This window comes from Variovorax paradoxus, from assembly GCF_009498455.1.
GTDB classification, from domain to species: Bacteria; Pseudomonadota; Gammaproteobacteria; order Burkholderiales; family Burkholderiaceae_C; genus Variovorax; species Variovorax paradoxus_H.
Genome location: NZ_CP045644.1, coordinates 809,090 through 829,297, shown reverse-complemented (window position 1 = coordinate 829,297; position 20,208 = coordinate 809,090). Strand labels below are relative to the sequence as shown.

Sequence of the window (20,208 nt, the reverse complement as noted above, 5' to 3'; positions counted from 1 at the left end):
GCAAGGAGGAGCGTCCCATGTCATGCCCCCCAAGCCGCCCGAACGCCGCACGTCGGAGTTGGCTGATAGCCACTTCCGCAGCCGGCGGCGCTGGCCTGATCGCGACGAGCGTGCCCTTCGTGGCATCGCTGTCTCCCAGCGAGCGGGCGCGAGCGTTCGGCGCCCCTGTGGAAGTTGACATCCGCCCCATCAAGCCCGGTGAGCTGCAGACCGTGGAGTGGCGCGGCAAGCCGGTTTGGGTGCTGCACCGCAGTGCCGAAATGATCGAAGGCTTGCGCCAACACGACGATGTGCTCGCAGATCCGCATTCGCGCCGGCTGGCCCAGCAGCCCGACTACGTGCGCAACGAGCTGCGCTCTGTCAGGCCCGAGTTCGTCGTGTTGACAGGGATATGTACCCACTTGGGGTGCGTCCCGACCTTCAGGCCAGAGCGAGGCGCCGCCGACATCGGCGCATCGTGGCCAGGCGGCTTCTATTGTCCATGCCACGGATCGAAGTTCGATCTCGCAGGTCGCGTGTTCAAGAACGTGCCTGCCCCAAGCAACCTCGAGGTGCCGCCGCACCACTACGTCGCGGAGTCGATGCTGTTGGTCGGCGCAGGGCCTGGGCAGGCGGGAGAGTGAGAGCCGGAGGCGCTCGATGTAGTCGACGGCGGGCAGTCTCGACGTACGGCTTGGCTGCATTGCTCGAGAAACAGATCATTGGTCAATCTCTCGACGATATTGCCTATCGGGTCGTATTCGTTGTCGGTCATTGCTGCCCCGCTGCTGCTCCTCAGCCAGCACAGCACGAAAGCTGTGTAACGTCCTTGGTGAAGGTCTGGGCTGCAAGCTTCAAACCTTCGACCATCGTCAGATAGGAGAAAAGCTGGTCGACCAAGTCTTGGACCGTCATGTGACCTCGGATTGCCAGAGCCGCCGCCTGGATGAGTTCGCCGGCCTCCGCCGCGACCGCCTGCACACCCAGGATTCGGCCGGTACCGACCTCGGCAACGAGCTTGATGAAGCCGCGCGTGTCGAAGTTGACCAGGGCGCGCGGCACGTTGTCCAGCGTCAGCGTGCGGCTGTCGGTCTCGATCCCCGCCTTGCGCGCTTCGGCCTCGGTGTAGCCGACGGTTGCCACCTGCGGATCGGTGAACACGACCGCCGGCATTGCCGTCAAATCGAGCTCAGCCGCTCCGCCCGTCATATTGACGGCCGCGCGTGTGCCGGCCGCCGCAGCGACATAGACGAACTGCGGTTGATTCGTGCAGTCGCCTGCCGCATAGATGCCTGCGACATTGGTTCGCATGCTGTGGTCGATGACGATGGTGCCATGCTCGCCGAGCTTCACGCCTGCAGCTTCGAGAGCCAGTCCGCCAGTGTTCGGCGAGCGTCCGGTGGCAACCAACAGCCGCTCCGCACGCAGAACGCCGTGATTCGTCGTCAAGGCGAACTCACCGTTGGCGTACGCCACCTGGCTCGCCTCGGTCTGCTCCAGCACCACGATGCCTTCATCGCGAAACGCTTCGGTGACCGCCTTGCCGATGGCCGGGTCATCCTGAGAGAAAAGTCTGCTGCGAGCCAAGATCGTGACCTGGCTGCCCAATCGGGCGAACGCCTGGGCAAGCTCCACCGCCACCACCGATGCACCGATCACCACCAGGCGCAGAGGGATCACCGCGCAGGCCAAGGCTTCGGTCGACGTCCAGTAGGGCGTCTCCTTCAGGCCCGGGATTGGCGGCACAGCGGCGCTTGCACCGGTGGCCACCAGGCAGCGCTCAAAGGACACCTCCTGCTCGCCGCCTTCGTTCAGCGTCACTATCAGCGTATGGCTATCCTTGAAGCGCGCGGCGCCATGCACGACCGAGATGGCCGGTGTGCCGCTCAGGACGTTCTCGTACTTGCCATGGCGCAGTTCGTCAACGCGCGCTTTTTGTTGAGCAAGCAGCCGGTCTCGCAGCACGGTCGGCGCCGCCGTGGACAGGCCGGCGTCGAACGGACTTTCGCGGCGCATATGCGCGACATGCGCGGCGCGGATCATGATCTTGGACGGCACGCAGCCGACATTGACGCAGGTGCCACCGATCGTGCCGCGTTCGATCAGCGTGACGCGGGCGCCGTTCTCCACCGCCTTGAGCGCCGCGGCCATCGCGGCGCCGCCGCTACCGATCACCGCGACATGCAACGGTTGGCTATCTGAGCTCGGATGTGCGGCATTACCGAGCCATTGGCGGGCCTTGCCGAGCGGCCCAGCGGGCGCCGAAGTGTCGGCATGCAGCGCGCGGTAGCCGGCCGCTGCCACAGCCGTCGTCAGCGCAGCCGGCGATGTGCCTTCGTCGAGCGTGAGCTTGGCCAGGCGGTCCGGGTAAGACACCGACACCGAGCGCACGCCGGGTACCTTCTGCAGTGCACTGCGCACATGCTCAGCGCACGAGGCACAGGTCATGCCTTCAATTTGCAAGCGGGTCATTGAATGCCTGTCTGTGTAGGTTGAAAATCTTCACTGTCTGCGTGGTTGTGCACTCAAGTCGGGAGCGCACCTGCGATGCGCTGGCGAGAGCAGATCCCAGACCGAGACGGCGACCATGATGGCCAGGCCCGTGTAGAGCAGCCACTCGGTCCACCCATAGCCGAAGAACGGATAGAGCACCGCCAGTACGATCGCGGGACCCACCATGCCCAGCACGCTGCGATGCCATTGCCGATGGCTGAACCAGCCCAAGCCGTTGGCGAGCAGTACCACCACGGCAGACAGCGGCAACACGCGGGTCATGACGAGCTCCTCATACCGGTTCAGGAAGCCCAGTCCGAGCGCCACCCCCCAGGCTCCCCAGCGCCGGAAAGCACCCCGCGCAGCCCATCGCAGAGACGACGGTGCCCAGCGCCCCGGCCTTGTCCCCAATGCGAGTTATCAATCCCATGGTGAAGGACCTATTGCTTGGCGGTCGACGGGTAACCCGCGTCCGCTGTGGCCTTGGTCAGCGCCTGGATGCTGGTCCTGGCGTCATCGAACGACACCACCGCCTGCCTCTTGTCGAAGCTGACTTCGGTCTTGCTCACTCCGTTGACCTTGCTCAGCGCCTGCTTGACTGTGAACGGGCACGCCGCGCAGGTCATGCCCGGTACGGAGAGGGTGACGGTTTGCGGCGTGGCCCACGCGGGAGCGGTGAACGCAGCGAGCAGTGCGAGAACAGAAAACAGCTTTTTCATGAAGAGGTCCTTTCAATAGAACAAGGGCAACACATAGGGAAACGCGAGCGCCACGACGACCAAAATCGCCACGATCCAGAACACGACCTGGTAGCCGAGCCGCACCTGGGGCGCGGCACAAACGTCCCCGGGCTGACAGGCCTGCACCGGCCGAAAGATGCGTCGAGAGGCGAAGAACAGCGCGACCAGCGCCACCCCGATGAAGAGCGGCCGATATGGCTCGAGCGCCGACAGGTTCCCGATCCATGCCCCGCTGACACCGAGCGCGACCAGAATCAGGGGGCCAAGACAACACGTCGAGGCGAGCAACGCGGCAAGTCCCCCTGCAATCAGGACTCCGCGACTGCTTTTCGTTTCTGGCATTGCCGCCATCCTTCCGGTTGTTTTTGAACTGGAGTAACCTTACTTCCGTAGTCAAGTACGGAGTCAAGCGGTATGGCAAATCAGGTGCACAACACCCTGACCATCGGCGCATTCGCCGAGTCGGCCGGGGTCAACGTGGAAACAATCAGGTTCTACCAACGCAAGGGCCTGCTGCCGCAGCCGGACAGGCCCTACGGGAGCATTCGGCGCTACGGAGAGACTGACGTGGCGCGTGTTCGGTTCGTCAAGTCCGCCCAGAGCCTGGGTTTCAGCCTTGACGAGGTATCCAGCTTGCTCGCATTGGATGACGGCACCCATTGCGATGAAGCGCGTCAGGTTGCGGAAGAGAAGTTGGCCAATGTGCGCTCCAAGCTGGCCGATCTCCGCCGCATCGAGTTCGTTCTGGCTACGCTGGTTGACGACTGTTGTGCGAGTCACGGCACGGTGTCATGTCCGTTGATTTCCGCGCTGCAGGAGCAGGCTGTGGCTCCGCCCGCCTGAGGCAAGCGAGAGAAGCGCTCGATGTGCCGAGTGCCCAGGGGGGCGAGATCAGGCCAAACCAGCGGCGGCAAAGTGTCAATCGACCAACCGAAGTTGAGCGCTCGAAGGGCCGAGGTGCGCCGATCCTGATGGTGCTCATCAGCCTGTGCGACGCTCTTCATGATGAAGGGCATGCGAGACAACAGCAAGGACATGGGTTCTAAGCCCCGCGACAACGAAGTGGCGTCGGGCCGCAGCCGGCGGTGCTGGCATGCTCTCAACTAACATGCCTTTCGAGACATTGCCGTCTCCGAGCGGGCGAACGCGAACGTTCGTCCACTTTTTGAGTTTCAGTAGCGTGTGATCGTTCGACCGTGTGCGCTCCTGTCACAGCTTGACAGCCCACCTTCCGATAGTTGAGATAGTTGAGGGATCAAGCAAAAAGCTGTGCAAGCCTGCCCCCCAACCGTCACTCCCGGCCGACCGGTGCCACTGTTACAACTTTGTCGAAAGCAGCTTTGAGGCAAATGGATTGGCCTCAAGCAAAAGCTCGGACTATTGAACGAAAATGCTTGTCGTTCTTATTTCGGATTGAAGAATGAAGCGCTTGTTGTTGATTCTGTGGGTTGGACTGTGTTTCATGGGCTCTGCCACCGCGCAGACCCCTGCTGCTGGAGCCGCTGAAGGGCCGCGTCAGCTATGGCAGCTGCTGGACTATGTCGCCGTGGACTACGGTGGTGCGGTCGACAAAGGCGCCATCGTCAGCGAGTCGGAATATGCGGAGATGCGAGATTTCACCACCAATGCGGTGACCCAGGCGCGCAGCCTTCCTGCGCATGCCTCCAAGGAAGCGGTAGTCACTGCTGCCACCAAACTGCAGGCGGCCGTTTCCGGTAAGGCAGATAGCGCAGAGGTCGCGCGCCTGGCGCATGAAGCGGAAGCGCTGCTGGTGGCCGCCTATCCTATCCCCGTGGCACCGAAGGCCCTGCCAGACCTCAAGCGAGGCGCGGCGCTCTTCCAAGCCCAATGCGCATCCTGTCACGGCACTGCGGGCGGAGGCGATGGACCACTCGCAGCCAAAATGGAGCCACCGCCGATCGCCTTCACGGACCGGGAACGTGCTCGCTCGCGAAGTCTCATGGCGCTCTATCAAGTCGTCTCCCAGGGCGTTACCGGCACGGCGATGCCGAGTTTTGCTGGGCTGCCCGATGAGGACCGGTGGGCGCTGGCGTTCTTTGCCGGCACGCTTTCTCATGATGCTGGCATGCGCGAACGAGGCGAGCAGCTGTGGAAACGAGATGCCGCAACTCGCAAGGAATTCGCAGACCTGGCCGCAGTGACCACGGTCACCGAAGTGGCAGCAGCCGCCCGGATCGGGCCTGAGGCGGCTCGAGATGTGACCGCCTTCCTGCGCAGCCAGCCCGAGGCGGCGTCCGCGGCGGGGAACGCCGGCGCGTTGACCCTTTCCCGCACGCGCCTTGACGAGAGCCTGGCCGCAATTCGCAAGGGCGACAAGCCGACGGCCACGCGGCTGGCGCTCTCCGCCTACCTTGATGGCTTCGAGCCGCTGGAGCCGTCCCTGGGCGCGCGCAACAAGGCGCTTCTGACGGAAGTGGAAAACGGCATGCTGGCCTATCGCTCGGCCATTGCCAACGGCACGCTGGCTCAAGCCGAGGCCGCAGCTCAAAAGCTGGACTACCTCTTTGCCGAGGTGGAAAAGGAGCTGGGTGGGGAATCGGCCGCACCGCTCACCACCTTCCTGGGCTCTCTGACGATCTTGCTGAGAGAAGGGCTCGAGGCTCTGTTGATCGTTGTCGGCATGGTGGCCTTCCTGAAGAAGGCCAATCGTCCGGACGTCCTGCGCTACGTGCACGGCGGCTGGATCGTGGCGTTGGCCGCCGGCGGTCTGACTTGGGCGGTGGCAACTTATTTCGTGAACATCAGCGGGGCAAGCCGAGAGGTGACCGAAGGGCTCTCGTCGCTCTTTGCCGCGCTCGTGCTGCTGAGCGTGGGCTTGTGGATGCACCAGAAGAGCGCTGCGGGCCGTTGGCAGGCCTACCTCAAGGAAAAGCTGTCCTCGGCCATGTCGAAGCGCTCGGCGTGGGCCTTGTTCGGTCTTTCGTTCATTGCGGTATACCGCGAGGTCTTCGAGACCGTGCTTTTCTACTCGGCCCTGTCCGCCGATGGGAATGGCGATGCACTGCTGGGCGGTCTCGCCTTGGGCGTCGCACTCCTGGCCGTCCTTGCCTGGGTGATGCTCAGGACTAGCGCTCGGATGCCGATCGGGAAATTCTTCAGCATCAGCTCGTTCCTGGTCGCTGTGCTCGCCGTTGTCCTGGCCGGTAAGGGCGTCGCGGGGCTGCAGGAAGCTGGCTGGCTGGGTGCGACTCCGATCATGGCGCCCCGGATCGACTTGCTGGGCATGTACCCCTCGGCCGAAACCGTGGTGGCCCAGGTCATCGTTCTGCTGATTGCGGTCTCGGGCTTCGCGATGAACGCATACAAGGGCCGTCGATTGCAGGCTGCATGACCTTGGGGGTGGGCTGGGCGATGCCAGTCCTCATGTGCTGGCTTCGCGTCGAGCGGTTTCCGACGCTTCGCGCAGGATTTCCCGCCCGCCATTCGCTGCGATTGCGGCCACGACGATGCCCAACACCAGATCCGGGATGTTCGACCCGAACGCCATCACCAGCAGCCCGGACAGCACAATCGCACCATTGACGATGGAGTCGTTGTTCGTGAAGATTGCTGACGCCTTGAAGTTCACGCCTTCCCCGCGATGGCGGCGCAGCAGCCTGAGGCACACCAGGTTCAAGGCTGCGTTCAGCGCGGCCATGGCCATCATGGCCAGGCCGACAGGCTCTTCCCCTCCTGCGAAGCGGCGCAGGACTTCCAGCAGTAGCAGCGCGGCCAAGCCAATGAGCAGAAATCCCGACAGCCGCGCTGCGCGCACCTTGACCATGGCCGCCCGGCCGACGGCGTACAGGCTGACCGCATAGACCGATGCGTCGGCGAGGTTGTCCAGCCCGGCGCCGATCAACGCGGTCGAAGCTGCCCACAGGCCCAGGCCGACGCCCGCGGCGGATTGGCCCAGGTTGATCAACAACACGGACCGCAAAATCTTGCGGTCCGCCTCGTTGCGTGCGTCCAAGCCGCCCAAGTCGTCGTCTTCGTCGTTGCTAGCCATGAGTTGTTCCTTCCATGCCGCGGGATGCTGAGGCCTATAGCCGCTGGAGAGTCAAGCGCCGACACAGCGAATTTGCGCGGCGCCATCGTGGGGAGGCGGTCGAACATCCACGAAGACGTCCAGGATGCATCCGTGCGCGGATTGTCGGCAGGCCCGGTCGACCGAGGTGCTTGACCCACTTGACTCTATTGCTGCTAGAGGGTTTTCAATCGCAGTCAAACCCCTTGTAAGGACAATGATGCGCACAAGCGAACTCTCCTTCCTCGAGACTTTCATCCGTTATGCCAGCTATCCGCTGATCGTTGGCGCAACGGCCGCGTTGCTCTTCGGCGGGCTTGCGGCCGGTTGGCCGTATTTCCCTGCGGTGCCGATCACAGTGGGCGCCGCGCTCGCTTGCGTGGCCTTGTTGGAGCGGCGGCTGCCCTTTCATGCCGCCTGGGGCCAGGACCACCGCGACAGCATGTGCGATGCGATCCATGCGGGGGTCAACCTCGCCGTGCTCCTGACGGTGCACGGCGTTGTGGCGGTGTTGGCGCCGCTGTGGTCGGCCGGGACCTGGTGGCCCGATCAGTGGCCGCTTTGGGCGCAAGCCCTTGCCGTCGGTGCGGTCCTCGATCTCAGCCTCTACAGTGTCCATTGGCTGAGTCACCGCGTGGCCTGGCTCTGGCGTTTCCACGCGATCCACCACAGCTCGGAACGCCTTTATTGGCTCAACGGGGAGCGCCGGCATCCCTTGCATGCCGGGATGATGGCCGCGCCTGGCTTGCTCGCCGTGGTCCTCGTGGGAGCACCGGCACTGGCCGTCGGTGCATGGCTCGGCTTGTTGGCCGTGCACCTGGCTTTCCAGCACTCCAACCTGGACTACCGGGTCGGGCCGCTGCGATTCGTGATCGGGGCGGCTGAAGTCCATCGCTGGCACCACAAGCGCGAGTACGAGGACGCCCAGGTCAACTATGGCGAGTTCTGGATGCTCTGGGACCACCTGTTCGGGACTTTCCGGCTGCCAAAGCACCAGTTGGGGGCCGACGAAGTGGGACTCAGGGAGATGGACTTTCCGATGGAATATGGGCAGCAGCTGGTCTATCCCTTCGGTCGCCGAGCAGGGACGGCAGACGCTTCTGCCGGGGACTACGGGCTTGCGCGCGCCGCCTTCCTGCGCGAGACGCGTCTAGCAGCTTCGTGCGAGGCCGCCCACGATCTGGGCGCCGCATGGCGTGCCCATGAACTGGCCCATATCGTGGCGCAGTCTCACCTTGGCCTGCACCTGCGCAGCCACGCCACGATGCTCGGGCTGGCCTGGAGGACGCGCAACGTTGCGGAGGTCGCAGCGCAGGTCGTGCGGCTCGCGCTGGCTCCAGTGGGCCACGCCCTCGGCCGGACCCCGCCTCAGAACGTCGGCACGGGGCGCTTTGGCATGATGGAGCACGGCGCATGGCCGCCGGAACTGGACCCGATCACTTTTCAGCGCCGATGACACGAGCTTCAGGCGGGCTCGGTCAAGCTGTTGAGAATGCCGCACTCGCGCGAGGTTCGGGCGGTATCGCAGGAGCGCCGCAAATCCGTCAATTCGCGCTCGAGCTCGCGCAACTCCTTCATCTTGGCCCGGACTTGAGCGATGTGGGAATCGACCAGCGCGTTCACCTCGCCGCAGTCCAGCTCGGGCCGATCCCGGAAATCTAGAAGTTGACGGATTTCCTCCAGCGTCATGTCCTTGGCCCGACAACGGCGGATGAACAGCAGGCGTTCAAGGTGCGAGTCGTCGTACAGCCTGAAGTTGCCCTCGCTGCGCGCAGGCTCGGGAAGCAAGCCTTCGGACTCGTAGAAGCGTACGGTCTGCACCAAACAGTCTGCTTTCTTGCCCAATTCACCGATCCGCATCATGGTTGCTCCTCCGGAAAAGCTTGACTCTATACCTACTAGAGGTTGTCCAATGACGGCATCCGGGGGAAAGCCCTGTCAATGAACTGCGATTTATGAACAAAGAACCCTCCAACTCGTGCGGCTGCTCCGGCGGCAATGGCCAACAGACGGGGTGCGCCGGTGGGCAAGCCAGCACCGAGACCACCGTTTTCCACGTGAGCAACATGGACTGCCGCAACGAGGAAGCGCTGGTGCGGCGAACGCTGGAGGGTTCGCCTGGCATCGAGCGGCTGCTGTTCGATCTTCCGCAGCGTCGACTGACCGTTGTGCACCGTGAGGTCTCGGCCGATGCGCTGGAGCAGGTGCTGAATTCGGTGGGCATGAAGGCACAGGCTGTCCGAGAAGCCGCCGTGTCGACCACCTACCGCATCGAGAACATGGACTGCCCGAGCGAGGAGAAACTCATCCGCTCGCACCTCGGGACGGTCAACGGAATCCAGGAACTGGACTTCGACCTCGCCGAGCGCACCCTGTCAGTGAAGCACCTCGCTCAGGCACGCACGCAGATGGAGCAGGTCTTGGCCTCGATCGGCATGCGCGCCAAGGAGCAGACCGCCAGCCACACGGGGCCGATCGAAGCCGCGGCTGTGAGCCCACCCTCGGCCCTGCAGCAGCCAACCGCGGCGGTTTCCGCGCCGCCGATCGGCGAGCGGGTGACGTACCGGATCGAGAACATGGATTGCCCGACGGAAGAAGCGCTGATCCGCGACCGGCTGGGCAAGGTGCCGGGTGTGACCGCGCTCGACTTCAATCTGATGCAGCGTGTACTGGGAGTCCAGCACACGCTGGCCACCACGGCGCCGATCGAGAAGGCGCTTGCGTCGATCGGAATGCAGGCTGCACGGCAGGATATGCAGACAGCCACGACGGTACTTCGCATCGCGAAGATGGACTGCCCCACCGAGGAAAGTCTGATCCGCGGCAAACTAGAAGGCATGTCGGGCGTGCAGGGAATGGATTTCAACCTGATGCAGCGCACGCTCACGGTTCGGCACACGCCTGACGCGATCAAGCCGGCGGTCGAAGCCATCGAATCGCTGGGCATGGAAGCCGAGGTCCAGACGACGGACGAGCCGCGCGATGCCCCAGTGGCTGCGCACAAGACCAATTGGTGGCCAATGGCGGTCTCCGGCGTCACTGCGGTGCTCGCCGAAGGCGTGTACTGGGTCAACGATGGCAATCATTGGGCCGTGATCGTGCTGGCACTGGTTTCGATCTTCACCGGCGGCCTCAGCACCTACAAGAAGGGCTGGATCGCGCTGAAGAACCTCAACCTGAACATGAACGCCCTGATGGCCATCGCGGTCACGGGCGGCATGGCGATCGGCCACTGGCCGGAGGCCGCCATGGTCATGTTCCTGTTCGCGTTGGCGGAAGTGATCGAGGCGAAGTCGTTGGATCGCGCCCGCAATGCCATCCGAGGGCTGATGGATCTGGCGCCCGAAACTGCGACGGTGCGACAGGCTGATGGCGCATGGACCGAACGGCCGGCCAAGGAGGTCGCCAAGGGCGCAGTGGTCCGCGTGCGCCCCGGCGAGCGCATCGCGCTGGATGGCCTGATCACCTCGGGTCGATCCGCCATCAACCAGGCCCCGATTACCGGCGAGAGCCTGCCCGTCGAGAAGGCCGAGGGCGACCAGGTCTTCGCCGGAACGATCAATGAGACCGGGTCTTTTGAGTACAAGGTGACCGCAGGCGCCAGCGACTCGACGCTCGCTCGCATCATCCATGCCGTGGAGTCCGCGCAGGGCAGCCGCGCACCCACGCAGCGCTTCGTCGACCAATTCGCCCGCGTCTACACGCCGGCCGTGTTCGCGGTGTCCGTGCTGGTTGCGGTCGTTCCCCCGCTCGCCTTCGGCGGCGCCTGGTTCGACTGGGTCTACAAGGCGCTGGTACTGCTGGTGATCGCCTGCCCCTGCGCCCTGGTCATCTCCACGCCAGTCACCATCGTCAGCGGCTTGGCCGCTGCCGCCAGGCGCGGCATTCTGATCAAGGGCGGCGTCTACCTGGAGGGCGGGCGCAAGCTCAAGGCGTTGGCCCTGGACAAGACCGGCACGCTCACACATGGCAAGCCCGAGCAGACGGATTTCGTGCCACTGATCGGCGAGGCGCAGGAAGTTGCCGCCTGGGCCGCAAGCCTCGCCGCGCGGTCGGACCATCCCGTGTCCCAGGCCATTGCCCGCAAGGCGAACCGTGACGGCATCGCGCTGCACGAGGTCGACGAGTTCGCGGCGCTGCCCGGGCGCGGCGTGCGTGGCCGCGTCGGCGGGCGCATGTTGCACATGGGCAACCACAGGCTCGCCCAGGAGCTGGGCCTGAGCGAAGCGGCGCTCCAAGCTCGGCTGGAGACGCTGGAGCGCCAAGGCAAGACAGCGATCCTGCTGATGGACGATGCGACCGTGCTCGGCATTTTCGCCGTGGCCGACACCGTGAAGGAAACCAGCCGTGAGGCGGTGGCCGACCTGCAGGCGTTGGGCGTGCGCACGCTGATGCTGACGGGGGACAACCAGCACACGGCAGCGGCCATCGCCGCTCAGGTCGGAATCTCTGAAGCCCGTGGTGATCAGTTACCCGAGGACAAGCTCAAGACCATCGAGAGCTTAGCCGGCGGTCAAGGCCAAGTCGGCATGGTGGGCGACGGCATCAACGATTCGCCGGCGCTCGCCCGCGCGGACATCGGTTTCGCCATGGGCGCGGCTGGCACCGACACGGCCATCGAAACAGCGGACGTCGCCTTGATGGACGACGATCTGCGCAAAATTCCGACCTTCATCCGGCTGTCGCGCAGCACCGCGGCGATCCTTACTCAGAACATCGTTCTGGCCTTGGGCATCAAGGCGGTGTTCCTTGGGTTGACGTTCACGGGGCATGCCACCATGTGGATGGCGGTGTTCGCCGACATGGGCGCGAGCTTGCTGGTGGTTTTCAATGGTCTGAGGCTCCTCAAGACCCAGAAGGCCTGATCCCCCGGTGCACGCAACGTCAATCTCTGCTGCATGGCTCAAGCAATGGCTCTACGACTGGGGCGGAGCGAACGTGAACCTGTTCATGTTTTTGAATCATGCCGTCCCAGATCAGCTGCTATGGCTGCCTGAAGCTTTGAGCTGGGTAGGCAGCTATTGGGGTGCTCCGGCGATCGTCGCGGTCCTCCTGCTCTGGCGCCGAAGCCAAGCGCCAGATGCAACCCGTTCTGCGAACCTGACCCTGCAACGGTTTGTCTTTGGCTTGGTGCTAGCCATGTCATCGGCCGCCCTCTTGAAATCGGCATTCGCATTCCCGCGCCCCGCCCTGGTCTTGGGTGAAGGCGTTTTTCGAATCGTCGGGATGCCGGACAGTCGCTATTCGTTTCCAAGCGGTCATGCCGCCTACGTGGCGGTTCTGGCTGCGGCGATCTGGCCCATTCTCGGCTGGCCCGGTCGAATCGGCCTTCTGGCCTTCGCTATCGCTGTGGGTTGGTCGCGCATCGCGCTTGGCGCCCACTTCCCAGCGGATGTCGTTGCCAGCTTTGCCTTGGGCTGGGCGTGCGTCGCGATCTCGGCCGCACTGATCCGGCTCCTTGTGCCTCGCTCGAGCGCGATGCGGTAACTGTCGGACTATGCAGTCCGACAGGTCGATCGCTTGGCAATCCCGGGCAAGCTGTCCCAGTTTGGCCTGGACGAATAAAGAAGAATTGATGCACTACACGCATTCAACCAACTGGTACTACCTGGCATTTGTAGTGTTTGCTGGCGACCAAGCCATCAAGAGCTACATCGACATGACAACACCGCTCGGTTGGTCCCATGAAGTGACCTCTTTTTTTAACTTGGTCCATGTCCTGAATCCCGGGGCGGCGTTCAGCTTTCTGGCGCACTCCGGTGGTTGGCAACGATGGTTTCTACTTGCTGTCGCCGTTAGTGCCGCGATTTGGCTGGTTTGGCTACTGGCAAAGCCAGTGCGACGACTTGAGGCCCTAGCCTACAGTCTCATCCTCGGCGGTGCGTTGGGCAATGCCTTCGACCGGGCTATGCGCGGGCAGGTTATCGACTATTTCGACTTCCATCTGCGTCAATGGCACTGGCCGGCGTTCAACGTTGCTGACATGGCGATCGTGGGAGGTGCGATAAGCCTGATCGTCGCGTCGTTGTTCAAAGCTGACCGGCAACAGCACACCGATGCCTGAAGGCCATAGGGCAGTGCCTGCTGGTGGACGATTGCTGATTGCCGATGGCCATCACCTCCTAGACGCAACAAGTCAAGCGCGGCCTTCGCAAGCATTCCGGATCAATCGCGGAATTGCGCTGCGGCAGCCGTTGCGTTTGCACGAAGGCCAGCCGACGCGCCCCGGTCCCGGCTTCGTGCGGCGCAAGGCGGTGAGCGCGCCGCGATAGTTTCTTGTGGAGGCGCATGGGTGATAGCGTGGCCATTCCTGCAACCGTCCGGGCGGCTCACAGGTTGAGAGCCCCCGTGCCGGCCGCCAGCGAAGCTTCTCGCATCGCCTCGTAAAGCGTCGGGTGCGCATGGCTGATCCGGCCGATGTCCTCGGCCGCCGCCCTGAACTCGATGGCCATCGTCGCCTCGCCGATCATCTCTGAGGCGTACGTGCTGACGATGTGGACGCCCAGCACGGCGTCCGTCTTTTTGTCGGCCAGAACCTTCACGAAACCGGAAGTGTCGCCGTTTCCGAGCGCGCGCCCGTTCGCAGTGAATGGGAATTTGCCAGCCCTGTACTCGATGCCCGCGTCCTTCAGTGCCTGCTCCGTGCGCCCGACCCACGCGATCTCTGGACTGGTGTAGATGATCGAAGGTATAGCGTCATAGTTCACGTGCCCGGCTTGGCCCGCGATGCGCTCCATCACCATCACGCCTTCGTCTTCGGCCTTGTGTGCCAGCATAGGCCCCCGCACCACATCGCCGATAGCATAGACGCCTTCGACGGATGTGCGGCAATGCTCGTCGACGTCGACGAAGCCGCGCTCGGTGATCCTTACGCCGACGGTATCAAGCCCCAGCCCCGCCGTCGTCGGAACACGGCCCGCCGCGACCACCAGCTTGTCGCAAGCCAGCGATTGCGATGCTCCGCCCGCATCGGCATAGGAGAGCTTTAGCGCGCCATCGCCCGCCCGCTCGAGGGCCATTACACGCGCTCCGAAGCGAAAGTCCATCCCTTGCGCCGTCAACAGCTTGAGCATTTCGCGCCCGACATCGGCATCGCACATTGGCAGCAACTGCGGCAACGCTTCGACCACGGTGACCTGCGATCCCAGCCTGCGCCATACCGAACCCAATTCGAGGCCGATTACTCCGGCACCGATGATCGCGATGCGACGCGGCACCGAGCGCCAGTCCAGCGCCCCAGAGTTGTCGCAAACGTCCATGTTGTCGACGGCAATGCCGGGCAACTGGCGAGGAAGCGATCCCGTGGCGATCACAAGGTTGCGTGCTGTCACTTCCTGTGTCGAACCGGCCCGCGTGATGGATACCCTGAAGCCGGCGTCAGCGCGCCCAAGGATGTTTGCGCGGCCCTTCAGGTAAGCGACCTTGTTCTTTCGGAATAGGTATTCGATGCCTTGTGCCATCTTGGTCACGATCGCGTCCTTGCGCGCGATCATTGCCGGGACGTCCATCGTGGCGCCCGCCACGCGGATGCCATGGGCGGCAGCGTGCTTCTCGATTTTCTCGAACTCTTCGCTCGACGACAGCAGCGCCTTTGAGGGGATGCAGCCGACGTTCAGGCAGGTTCCGCCCGGTCGCGGCTCCCCCTTCGGGTCGGCATATGGGTTGGCCTCAACGCACGCGACCTTGAGGCCGAGCTGGCCAGCTCGGATCGATGCGATGTAACCGCCGGAGCCGGCGCCGATCACCAGCACGTCGAGGGCTTGTTCTTGGGTCATGGTGAATGTCTCGCCTAGTTCGGACGCCGCGGTACGCAAGCGGCAACCTGCGGATAACGGTCATCGTGCAATGGCCGAACATTTTAGACAGCGCCCCTACAAACGCAGCCCAATCTCCCCACCCTGGCGCAGCTTACGATCCGCATGGCTTGACCTTGTACCGACTTCATGGTTTCTAATTGGTGACTCAGTGGAACCAGCCACACCCGGATTCTCATGAAACGAAGACTTTTTGCAGCATCTCTATTTACTCCCATGACCGGCTGGAGCGTGCCAGCGGTCGCCCAGGACCGTCCGGTGGAAGGACGCAACTACGTTGTTCTGCAGACGCGGCAGCCCACCCGCGACGCCCGCCAGTTGGAGGTGCTGGAATTCTTCGCCTACAGCTGCGGGCACTGCAATGCCTTTGAACCCATGATCGACGCGTGGCAGAAAAAGCTGCCGCGCGACGTTATCTTCCGCCGCATCCCGGTGGCGTTTCGCGATGACTTCGTGATCCATCAGAAGCTGTATTTCGCGATCGAGGCGATGGGATTGGTGGAGCAATTGCACCCCAAGGTCTTCGCGGCCGTGCACGTGGAACGCAAGAAGCTGGACGCGCCCGATCAGATCGGGTCTTTCGTAGCGGCCAACGGCGTGGACCGCGTGCGTTTCCTTCAGGCACTGGACTCCTTCGGCGTCGCGGCGAAGGTGAAGCAAGCCACCGCGCTGGCGACCGGCTATGCGATCGAAGGCACGCCGTCGATCGGTGTGAATGGTCGCTGGCTCGCATCCGGTTCGCTGGCCGGATCGAACTCCAAATCTCTCTCGGTGGCCGAGTACCTGCTGGACCTAGCTCGCAAGGGCGGATAGTGGACGACGACGAATTTGCCGCGATGGACTTTGCGTCCTGCAACACCCGCGAGGCTTCACGCGAGACCTCTACATCCTCCGCCGGACGAAACACGCAAAGCAGCGAATGAACACCACTGCTCAGACCTACACCATCTCCCTCCACGAGGGATTCTTCGCGCGCCGCAATACCGTCGATTGGATTTTCGCTGTCTTCGCCGTTGCCGCAGGCGGCTACGCGCTTGCCACGTATGCGGCTCACATGGACATCTACGAGAAGGCCATCCTAGCGTTGTCCGTTCCGGCTGCGATCTGGCTGGGCTGGTTCTGGCGGCCGCTGCGCGCACTCATCGCCGGCGTGGCGATCGTTTCGGTACTGGCAGCCATGGCCTACCAAGGCGACCTGCAACGCGCCGAGTCGGTCTTCTGGCTCAAATACTTCCTTTCCAGTCAGTCGGCGATCCTGTGGATGAGCCTGCTCTTTTTCATGAGCACGGCCTTTTACTGGGTCGGCATGCTGGCCACGCGCGCCGTCGGCTTTGACCGGCTGGGGACGGGTTTCGCTTGGGCAGCCGTGACGATGGCGCTTGTCGGAACGATGGTGCGCTGGGTCGAAAGCCACCTGATGGGGCCGGACATCGGCCACATCCCGGTGAGTAACCTCTATGAAGTCTTCGTGCTGTTCAGTTGGATGACGGCGGCGTTCTACCTGTATTTCGAGGATCGTTACCAGACTCGCGCCCTGGGCGCATTCGCCATGCTGATTGTCAGTGCTGCGGTGGGATTCTTGCTGTGGTACACGCTCGCTCGTGAGCAGCACGAGATCCAGCCGCTGGTGCCAGCGCTGCAAAGCTGGTGGATGAAGGTCCACGTGCCGGCGAACTTTGTCGGATACGGCACGTTCGCACTGGCTGCGATGGTGGCGTTCGCCTATCTGATCAAGCAACAGGCCGGCGAGACCAAGTGGTACAAGCTCGCTCCCCTGTGGCTTCTGGGCACGGCGTTGTGCCTTGAACCGTTGGTGTTCCGTCGCGGCGCCGAAGCCGGCGGATCGTTCTGGTCCGTCTACTTCGGCGTGTCGTCTCTCATCGTCGGCGGCATCCTGCTGGCGCGGCGGCGCATTGCATCGCGGCTTCCTGCGCTCGATGTGCTCGATGACGTCATGTACAAGGCAATAGCCGTTGGCTTCGCTTTCTTCACGGTGGCCACGGTGCTAGGGGCGCTGTGGGCCGCCGAGGCCTGGGGCGGCTACTGGAGCTGGGATCCGAAGGAGACGTGGGCGCTTATTGTCTGGCTGAACTACGCGGCCTGGCTGCACTTGCGTCTGGTGAAGGGACTGCGCGGCGCCACTTCCGCGTGGTGGGCCCTCGTGGGACTGGCGGTGACGACCTTCGCATTTCTGGGCGTGAACATGTTCCTGTCAGGGCTCCACAGTTACGGGTCGCTCTGAACTTGAGCGCCACGCAGGCCGACGAGCAGGTCGAAGAGGCGCTGAGACCACAGCCCCGAACGGGTGACGAAAACCACCGACGGACTCCATTCCAACCAAGTGAACATGCATTCAACCCGACAAGCATCATGGTTCTCGCTCGCCATCATGGTCCTCGCCGCCGATCAGGCAGCCAAGAGCTATATCGACGCAACGACTTCCCTGGGGTGGTCGCATGCGGTCACACCGTTCTTCAATCTGGTCCATGTGCTCAATCCTGGGGCTGCCTTCAGCTTCCTGGCCGGTGCCGGAGGCTGGCAGCGCTGGTTCTTCTTGGCCATTGCGGTGGCAATTTCGTTCTGGCTGATCTGGATGATCCGTGCTCCTCGGCCGCGCGCGGAATCGCTGGCGTTCAGCCTGATCCTCGGCGGCGCACTCGGCAATGCGTTCGATCGCGCAGTGCGAGGGCAGGTGATCGATTACCTGGACTTACACCTTGGTGGATGGCACTGGCCAGCCTTCAATGTCGCCGACATCGGCATCACGGTCGGCGCAGCCAGCCTAGTGCTCACGTCGTTCGCTGGTGCGCGCCAGCCGCAGGCAACGGAGAACATATGACGACGTCGGCATCCCGCAGGGCGCGCCGTTCCGTCGCTGCCCCGGACGACAAGAAGCTGGAGCGGCGCCGCATCGCGTTGGTGTTTTGCATCTCGATGCTGCTCGGCGTCCCCGCAGCGATCCTCGTGCCGTCCAAGTCGCAGCAGCGCACAAGCCAGTTTCAGCTGATCGACATCACCGGTGCCGGGTACGCCCGTGACCTCCAATTGCCCGACCAGAACAGCGCCGTGCGCAGTCTGAAGGACTTCAAGGGTGAAGTCGTGGTCGTCTTCTTCGGGCTCTACACGCGCAACCGGGCCGGCGCCGCTGCGCTGGCGTCCGATGCCAGGTTGCTTCAGGGAGGTGCGTGATGGACCCCGTGCAATCCCCGGATTCCGTCAATCTTCGTCGGCGCCGTTGGCTACTGGGCCTGGGCCTTCCCCTCGCGGTAGGGCTGGGCGCGCTGGCGTACCTCGAGTTCTCGCGTGTCCCTGCCACCGCCGCTGCGGGAGCGCTGCCACTCGTCATGCGCACTCAGCCCATTCCTTTGCCGGAACTGCGTGTGCTGGACGGTGCTGGTCGACCGGTGGAACTTGCGAGCCTGAAGGGCAAGGTGGTCCTTCTGAACATCTGGGCAACCTGGTGCCCGCCCTGCCGGCAGGAGATGCCGTCGCTGGACCGCCTGCAGGCACAACTGGGCGGCGCTGATTTCCAGGTCGTCGCGCTGTCCATGGACACCGGAGCAAAGGGGTTGGAGTTGGTCAAATCTTTCTATGCTTCAGAGGGGATCAGGCATCTTGCCATCTACCAGGACGCCGAAGCCAACGCAATCTTCAAGCTCAAGGCGGTTGGGGTTCCGACGACTTTGCTGCTGGACCGGCAGGGCCGCGAGATCGGCCGCATGAGCGGGACCGCCGAGTGGGACGCCCCAAAGATCGTCGACGCGCTGAAAGCGCTAATGCGCGCGGGGCCTGGGTGATGGCACTCGATTCCTCCGGACTCGGTCCGATCGCCGCGTTTGCCGCAGGCGTGGTGTCGTTCCTGTCACCCTGTGTGCTGCCGCTCGTCCCCGGATATGTTTCTTTCATCGCGGGCACGGCAGCGCGCGAGCAAGGCGCTGCCGTCTCGACTCGCTGGACGCCACCGCTGCTGGCGCTGGCCTTCGTGCTCGGCTTCTCGACAGTGTTCACCGCGCTCGGTGCAACGGCATCGGCTGTCGGCAGCCTTCTGCTTCAGTACCGGCGCGAAGCCTCCGTGCTGGGTGGTGGGATGATCGTGCTGTTTGGGCTGTTGATGCTCTGGATTCCGGCTGGGTTCGGTTGGCTGCAGCGCGACGTTCGCTGGCACCCCGCTTGGCCAGGGGGTCGACCGGTCTTGGCGTTCGGGCTCGGCCTGGCCTTCGGTTTCGGTTGGACACCCTGTATCGGCCCTGTACTGGGCGCGATACTGACGTTGGCGGCTGTCTCCGGTGGCTTCGACGGAGTCGGTCTGCTCGCGATCTACTCAACCGGCCTGGGCATTCCATTCGTTCTCGCGGCGGCGTTCACGGGACAGATGTTGCGGCACCAGCAGACCCTCCGGCGGCTGAGCAGGCCGCTGCAGGTGATCGGAGGTATCGTGCTGGTTGCGATGGGTGCAGCCATGATCAGCGGCCACCTCACCGACCTGTCGTTCTGGTTGCTAAGGATGTTTCCGTCGCTCGGGCGAATTGGCTGACGAAGGAGTGCCCATCATGCCGGCCTATGAGTTGACGGATTCCGAATTTCGCCGGGAGCAGCGCGGCGTCCTGCGCGGCTCCATGGCGGCCATACTGGTCTGCGCGATGGTGCTCGGCATGGCCCACCTCCTGTTGCCGCGACTCATCCGCTTTCCTGCGGGCGATCTTGAGTCTGTCTTGACATTCTGGGCCGGCTCCAGCCTGTTTGTGGTCTTCTGGATCATGGTTGGCGTTCGCATGGTGTCCAACGGGCGGCGGCATTCCTCGCAGGACATTCGCGGAGCGGCCTACTCCACTCCCAGCCCACGGATTGCAGTGCCGGCCGCATTTCTCCAGAACACCTTGGAGCAGGCCGTGGTGATGATGGTTACGCAGTTCGCGATGCTCATGGTCCTACGGGAAGTTGCCATGCCGTTGATCCTGGCGTCTGTGACTCTCTTCTCCGTAGGCCGCATTGCCTTCTTCGTCAGCTACCCAAAAGGGGCGGCGGCGCGCTCATTCGGCATGGCACTCACCGCCGTGCCGAGCGTCGTCGCTTTCGTGCTCGCCCTTGGCGCAGTGGTTGTTCGTGTTCTATAGCCCGGAGTGACGCATATGCGATATAGAGGAATAGCCAAGTT

The 20,208-nt window shown here is 63.5% G+C and carries 20 protein-coding genes and 1 pseudogene; 14 read left to right on the top strand and 7 right to left on the bottom strand.

Annotated elements, in window-relative coordinates:
* Positions 1-17: 17 nt before the first annotated feature.
* The gene (gene petA, locus GFK26_RS03780; RefSeq protein WP_093299040.1) at positions 18-623 is read left to right on the top strand and encodes a ubiquinol-cytochrome c reductase iron-sulfur subunit; all 606 of its coding nucleotides are present in this window, start codon (positions 18-20) and stop codon (positions 621-623) included.
* Between the two features lie 151 nt (positions 624-774).
* Here petA and merA read toward each other — a convergent pair whose 3' ends face one another.
* The 4 genes and pseudogenes from merA to merT all read right to left on the bottom strand — a co-directional run bounded on the left by merA (position 775) and on the right by merT (position 3,554).
* Positions 775-2,451, bottom strand: coding sequence for a mercury(II) reductase (merA, locus tag GFK26_RS03775; protein ID WP_093299042.1), 1,677 nt, complete (start codon positions 2,449-2,451; stop codon positions 775-777).
* 30 nt (positions 2,452-2,481) lie between these two features.
* Positions 2,482-2,902, bottom strand: a pseudogene (gene merC / locus GFK26_RS03770) (organomercurial transporter MerC).
* Between the two features lie 10 nt (positions 2,903-2,912).
* Positions 2,913-3,191 carry a mercury resistance system periplasmic binding protein MerP gene (gene merP, locus GFK26_RS03765; protein WP_093299044.1) on the bottom strand — a complete coding sequence of 93 codons (279 nt, stop codon included), beginning with the start codon at positions 3,189-3,191 and terminating at the stop codon, positions 2,913-2,915.
* A gap of 12 nt (positions 3,192-3,203) precedes the next feature.
* Positions 3,204-3,554, bottom strand: a complete 351-nt coding sequence (gene merT / locus GFK26_RS03760; RefSeq protein WP_093299046.1) for a mercuric ion transporter MerT — start codon at positions 3,552-3,554, stop codon at positions 3,204-3,206.
* A gap of 72 nt (positions 3,555-3,626) precedes the next feature.
* Between merT and merR the strand changes: the two genes are divergently transcribed.
* Positions 3,627-4,055, top strand: coding sequence for an Hg(II)-responsive transcriptional regulator (merR, locus tag GFK26_RS03755; protein ID WP_176947364.1), 429 nt, complete (start codon positions 3,627-3,629; stop codon positions 4,053-4,055).
* A 577-nt stretch (positions 4,056-4,632) separates the two neighbouring features.
* Positions 4,633-6,564 carry a cytochrome c/FTR1 family iron permease gene (locus GFK26_RS03750; RefSeq protein ID WP_093299048.1) on the top strand — a complete coding sequence of 644 codons (1,932 nt, stop codon included), beginning with the start codon at positions 4,633-4,635 and terminating at the stop codon, positions 6,562-6,564.
* 30 nt (positions 6,565-6,594) lie between these two features.
* Here the strand turns inward: GFK26_RS03750 and GFK26_RS03745 are convergent, their stop codons facing one another.
* Positions 6,595-7,221 (bottom strand): cation transporter, encoded by a 627-nt coding sequence (locus tag GFK26_RS03745; protein WP_153280861.1) that lies wholly within the window; start codon positions 7,219-7,221, stop codon positions 6,595-6,597.
* Positions 7,222-7,459: 238 nt separating this feature from the next.
* On the opposite strand from GFK26_RS03745, the gene GFK26_RS03740 reads away from it, so the two are divergent.
* Complete coding sequence (locus GFK26_RS03740; protein ID WP_153280860.1) at positions 7,460-8,695, top strand: sterol desaturase family protein; 1,236 nt, start codon at positions 7,460-7,462, stop codon at positions 8,693-8,695.
* Between the two features lie 8 nt (positions 8,696-8,703).
* On the opposite strand, the gene cadR is transcribed toward GFK26_RS03740, so the two are convergent.
* Positions 8,704-9,102, bottom strand: a complete 399-nt coding sequence (gene cadR / locus GFK26_RS03735; RefSeq protein ID WP_153280859.1) for a Cd(II)/Pb(II)-responsive transcriptional regulator — start codon at positions 9,100-9,102, stop codon at positions 8,704-8,706.
* Between the two features lie 92 nt (positions 9,103-9,194).
* Here cadR and GFK26_RS03730 point away from each other — a divergent pair, with 92 nt between their 5' ends.
* From GFK26_RS03730 to lspA (GFK26_RS03720), 3 genes are all read left to right on the top strand, one after another.
* A complete protein-coding gene (locus GFK26_RS03730; RefSeq protein ID WP_153280858.1) occupies positions 9,195-12,104 on the top strand; it encodes a heavy metal translocating P-type ATPase in 2,910 nt (969 codons plus the stop codon).
* 7 nt (positions 12,105-12,111) lie between these two features.
* A complete protein-coding gene (locus tag GFK26_RS03725; protein ID WP_153280857.1) occupies positions 12,112-12,726 on the top strand; it encodes a phosphatase PAP2 family protein in 615 nt (204 codons plus the stop codon).
* 88 nt (positions 12,727-12,814) lie between these two features.
* The gene (gene lspA / locus GFK26_RS03720; protein ID WP_153280856.1) at positions 12,815-13,303 is read left to right on the top strand and encodes a signal peptidase II; all 489 of its coding nucleotides are present in this window, start codon (positions 12,815-12,817) and stop codon (positions 13,301-13,303) included.
* 265 nt (positions 13,304-13,568) lie between these two features.
* On the opposite strand, the gene lpdA is transcribed toward lspA (GFK26_RS03720), so the two are convergent.
* On the bottom strand, positions 13,569-15,014 hold the full coding sequence (gene lpdA / locus GFK26_RS03715; RefSeq protein WP_153280855.1) for a dihydrolipoyl dehydrogenase: 1,446 nt from the start codon (positions 15,012-15,014) through the stop codon (positions 13,569-13,571).
* A 255-nt stretch (positions 15,015-15,269) separates the two neighbouring features.
* Between lpdA and GFK26_RS03710 the strand changes: the two genes are divergently transcribed.
* The 7 genes from GFK26_RS03710 (at position 15,270) to GFK26_RS03680 (ending at position 20,167) form a co-directional block, all read left to right on the top strand.
* The gene (locus tag GFK26_RS03710; RefSeq protein WP_228121899.1) at positions 15,270-15,866 is read left to right on the top strand and encodes a thiol:disulfide interchange protein DsbA/DsbL; all 597 of its coding nucleotides are present in this window, start codon (positions 15,270-15,272) and stop codon (positions 15,864-15,866) included.
* Positions 15,867-15,972: 106 nt separating this feature from the next.
* Positions 15,973-17,295 carry a c-type cytochrome biogenesis protein CcsB gene (gene ccsB, locus GFK26_RS03705; protein WP_153280853.1) on the top strand — a complete coding sequence of 441 codons (1,323 nt, stop codon included), beginning with the start codon at positions 15,973-15,975 and terminating at the stop codon, positions 17,293-17,295.
* Between the two features lie 99 nt (positions 17,296-17,394).
* Positions 17,395-17,892: a signal peptidase II gene (gene lspA / locus GFK26_RS03700; protein ID WP_153285851.1), complete on the top strand. Its 498-nt coding sequence runs from the start codon at positions 17,395-17,397 to the stop codon at positions 17,890-17,892.
* Entirely contained in the window at positions 17,889-18,242 is a 354-nt protein-coding gene (locus GFK26_RS34655; protein WP_153280852.1) for a hypothetical protein, read from the top strand. The genes lspA (GFK26_RS03700) and GFK26_RS34655 overlap by 4 nt, the downstream gene beginning before the upstream one ends.
* Entirely contained in the window at positions 18,242-18,850 is a 609-nt protein-coding gene (locus GFK26_RS03690) for a TlpA family protein disulfide reductase (RefSeq protein ID WP_228121898.1), read from the top strand. Before GFK26_RS34655 ends, GFK26_RS03690 begins: the two co-directional genes overlap by 1 nt.
* Positions 18,850-19,587, top strand: coding sequence for a cytochrome c biogenesis CcdA family protein (locus GFK26_RS03685; protein WP_153280851.1), 738 nt, complete (start codon positions 18,850-18,852; stop codon positions 19,585-19,587). Before GFK26_RS03690 ends, GFK26_RS03685 begins: the two co-directional genes overlap by 1 nt.
* 16 nt (positions 19,588-19,603) lie before the next feature.
* Positions 19,604-20,167 (top strand): MAPEG family protein, encoded by a 564-nt coding sequence (locus GFK26_RS03680; protein WP_153280850.1) that lies wholly within the window; start codon positions 19,604-19,606, stop codon positions 20,165-20,167.
* Positions 20,168-20,208: the final 41 nt, after the last annotated feature.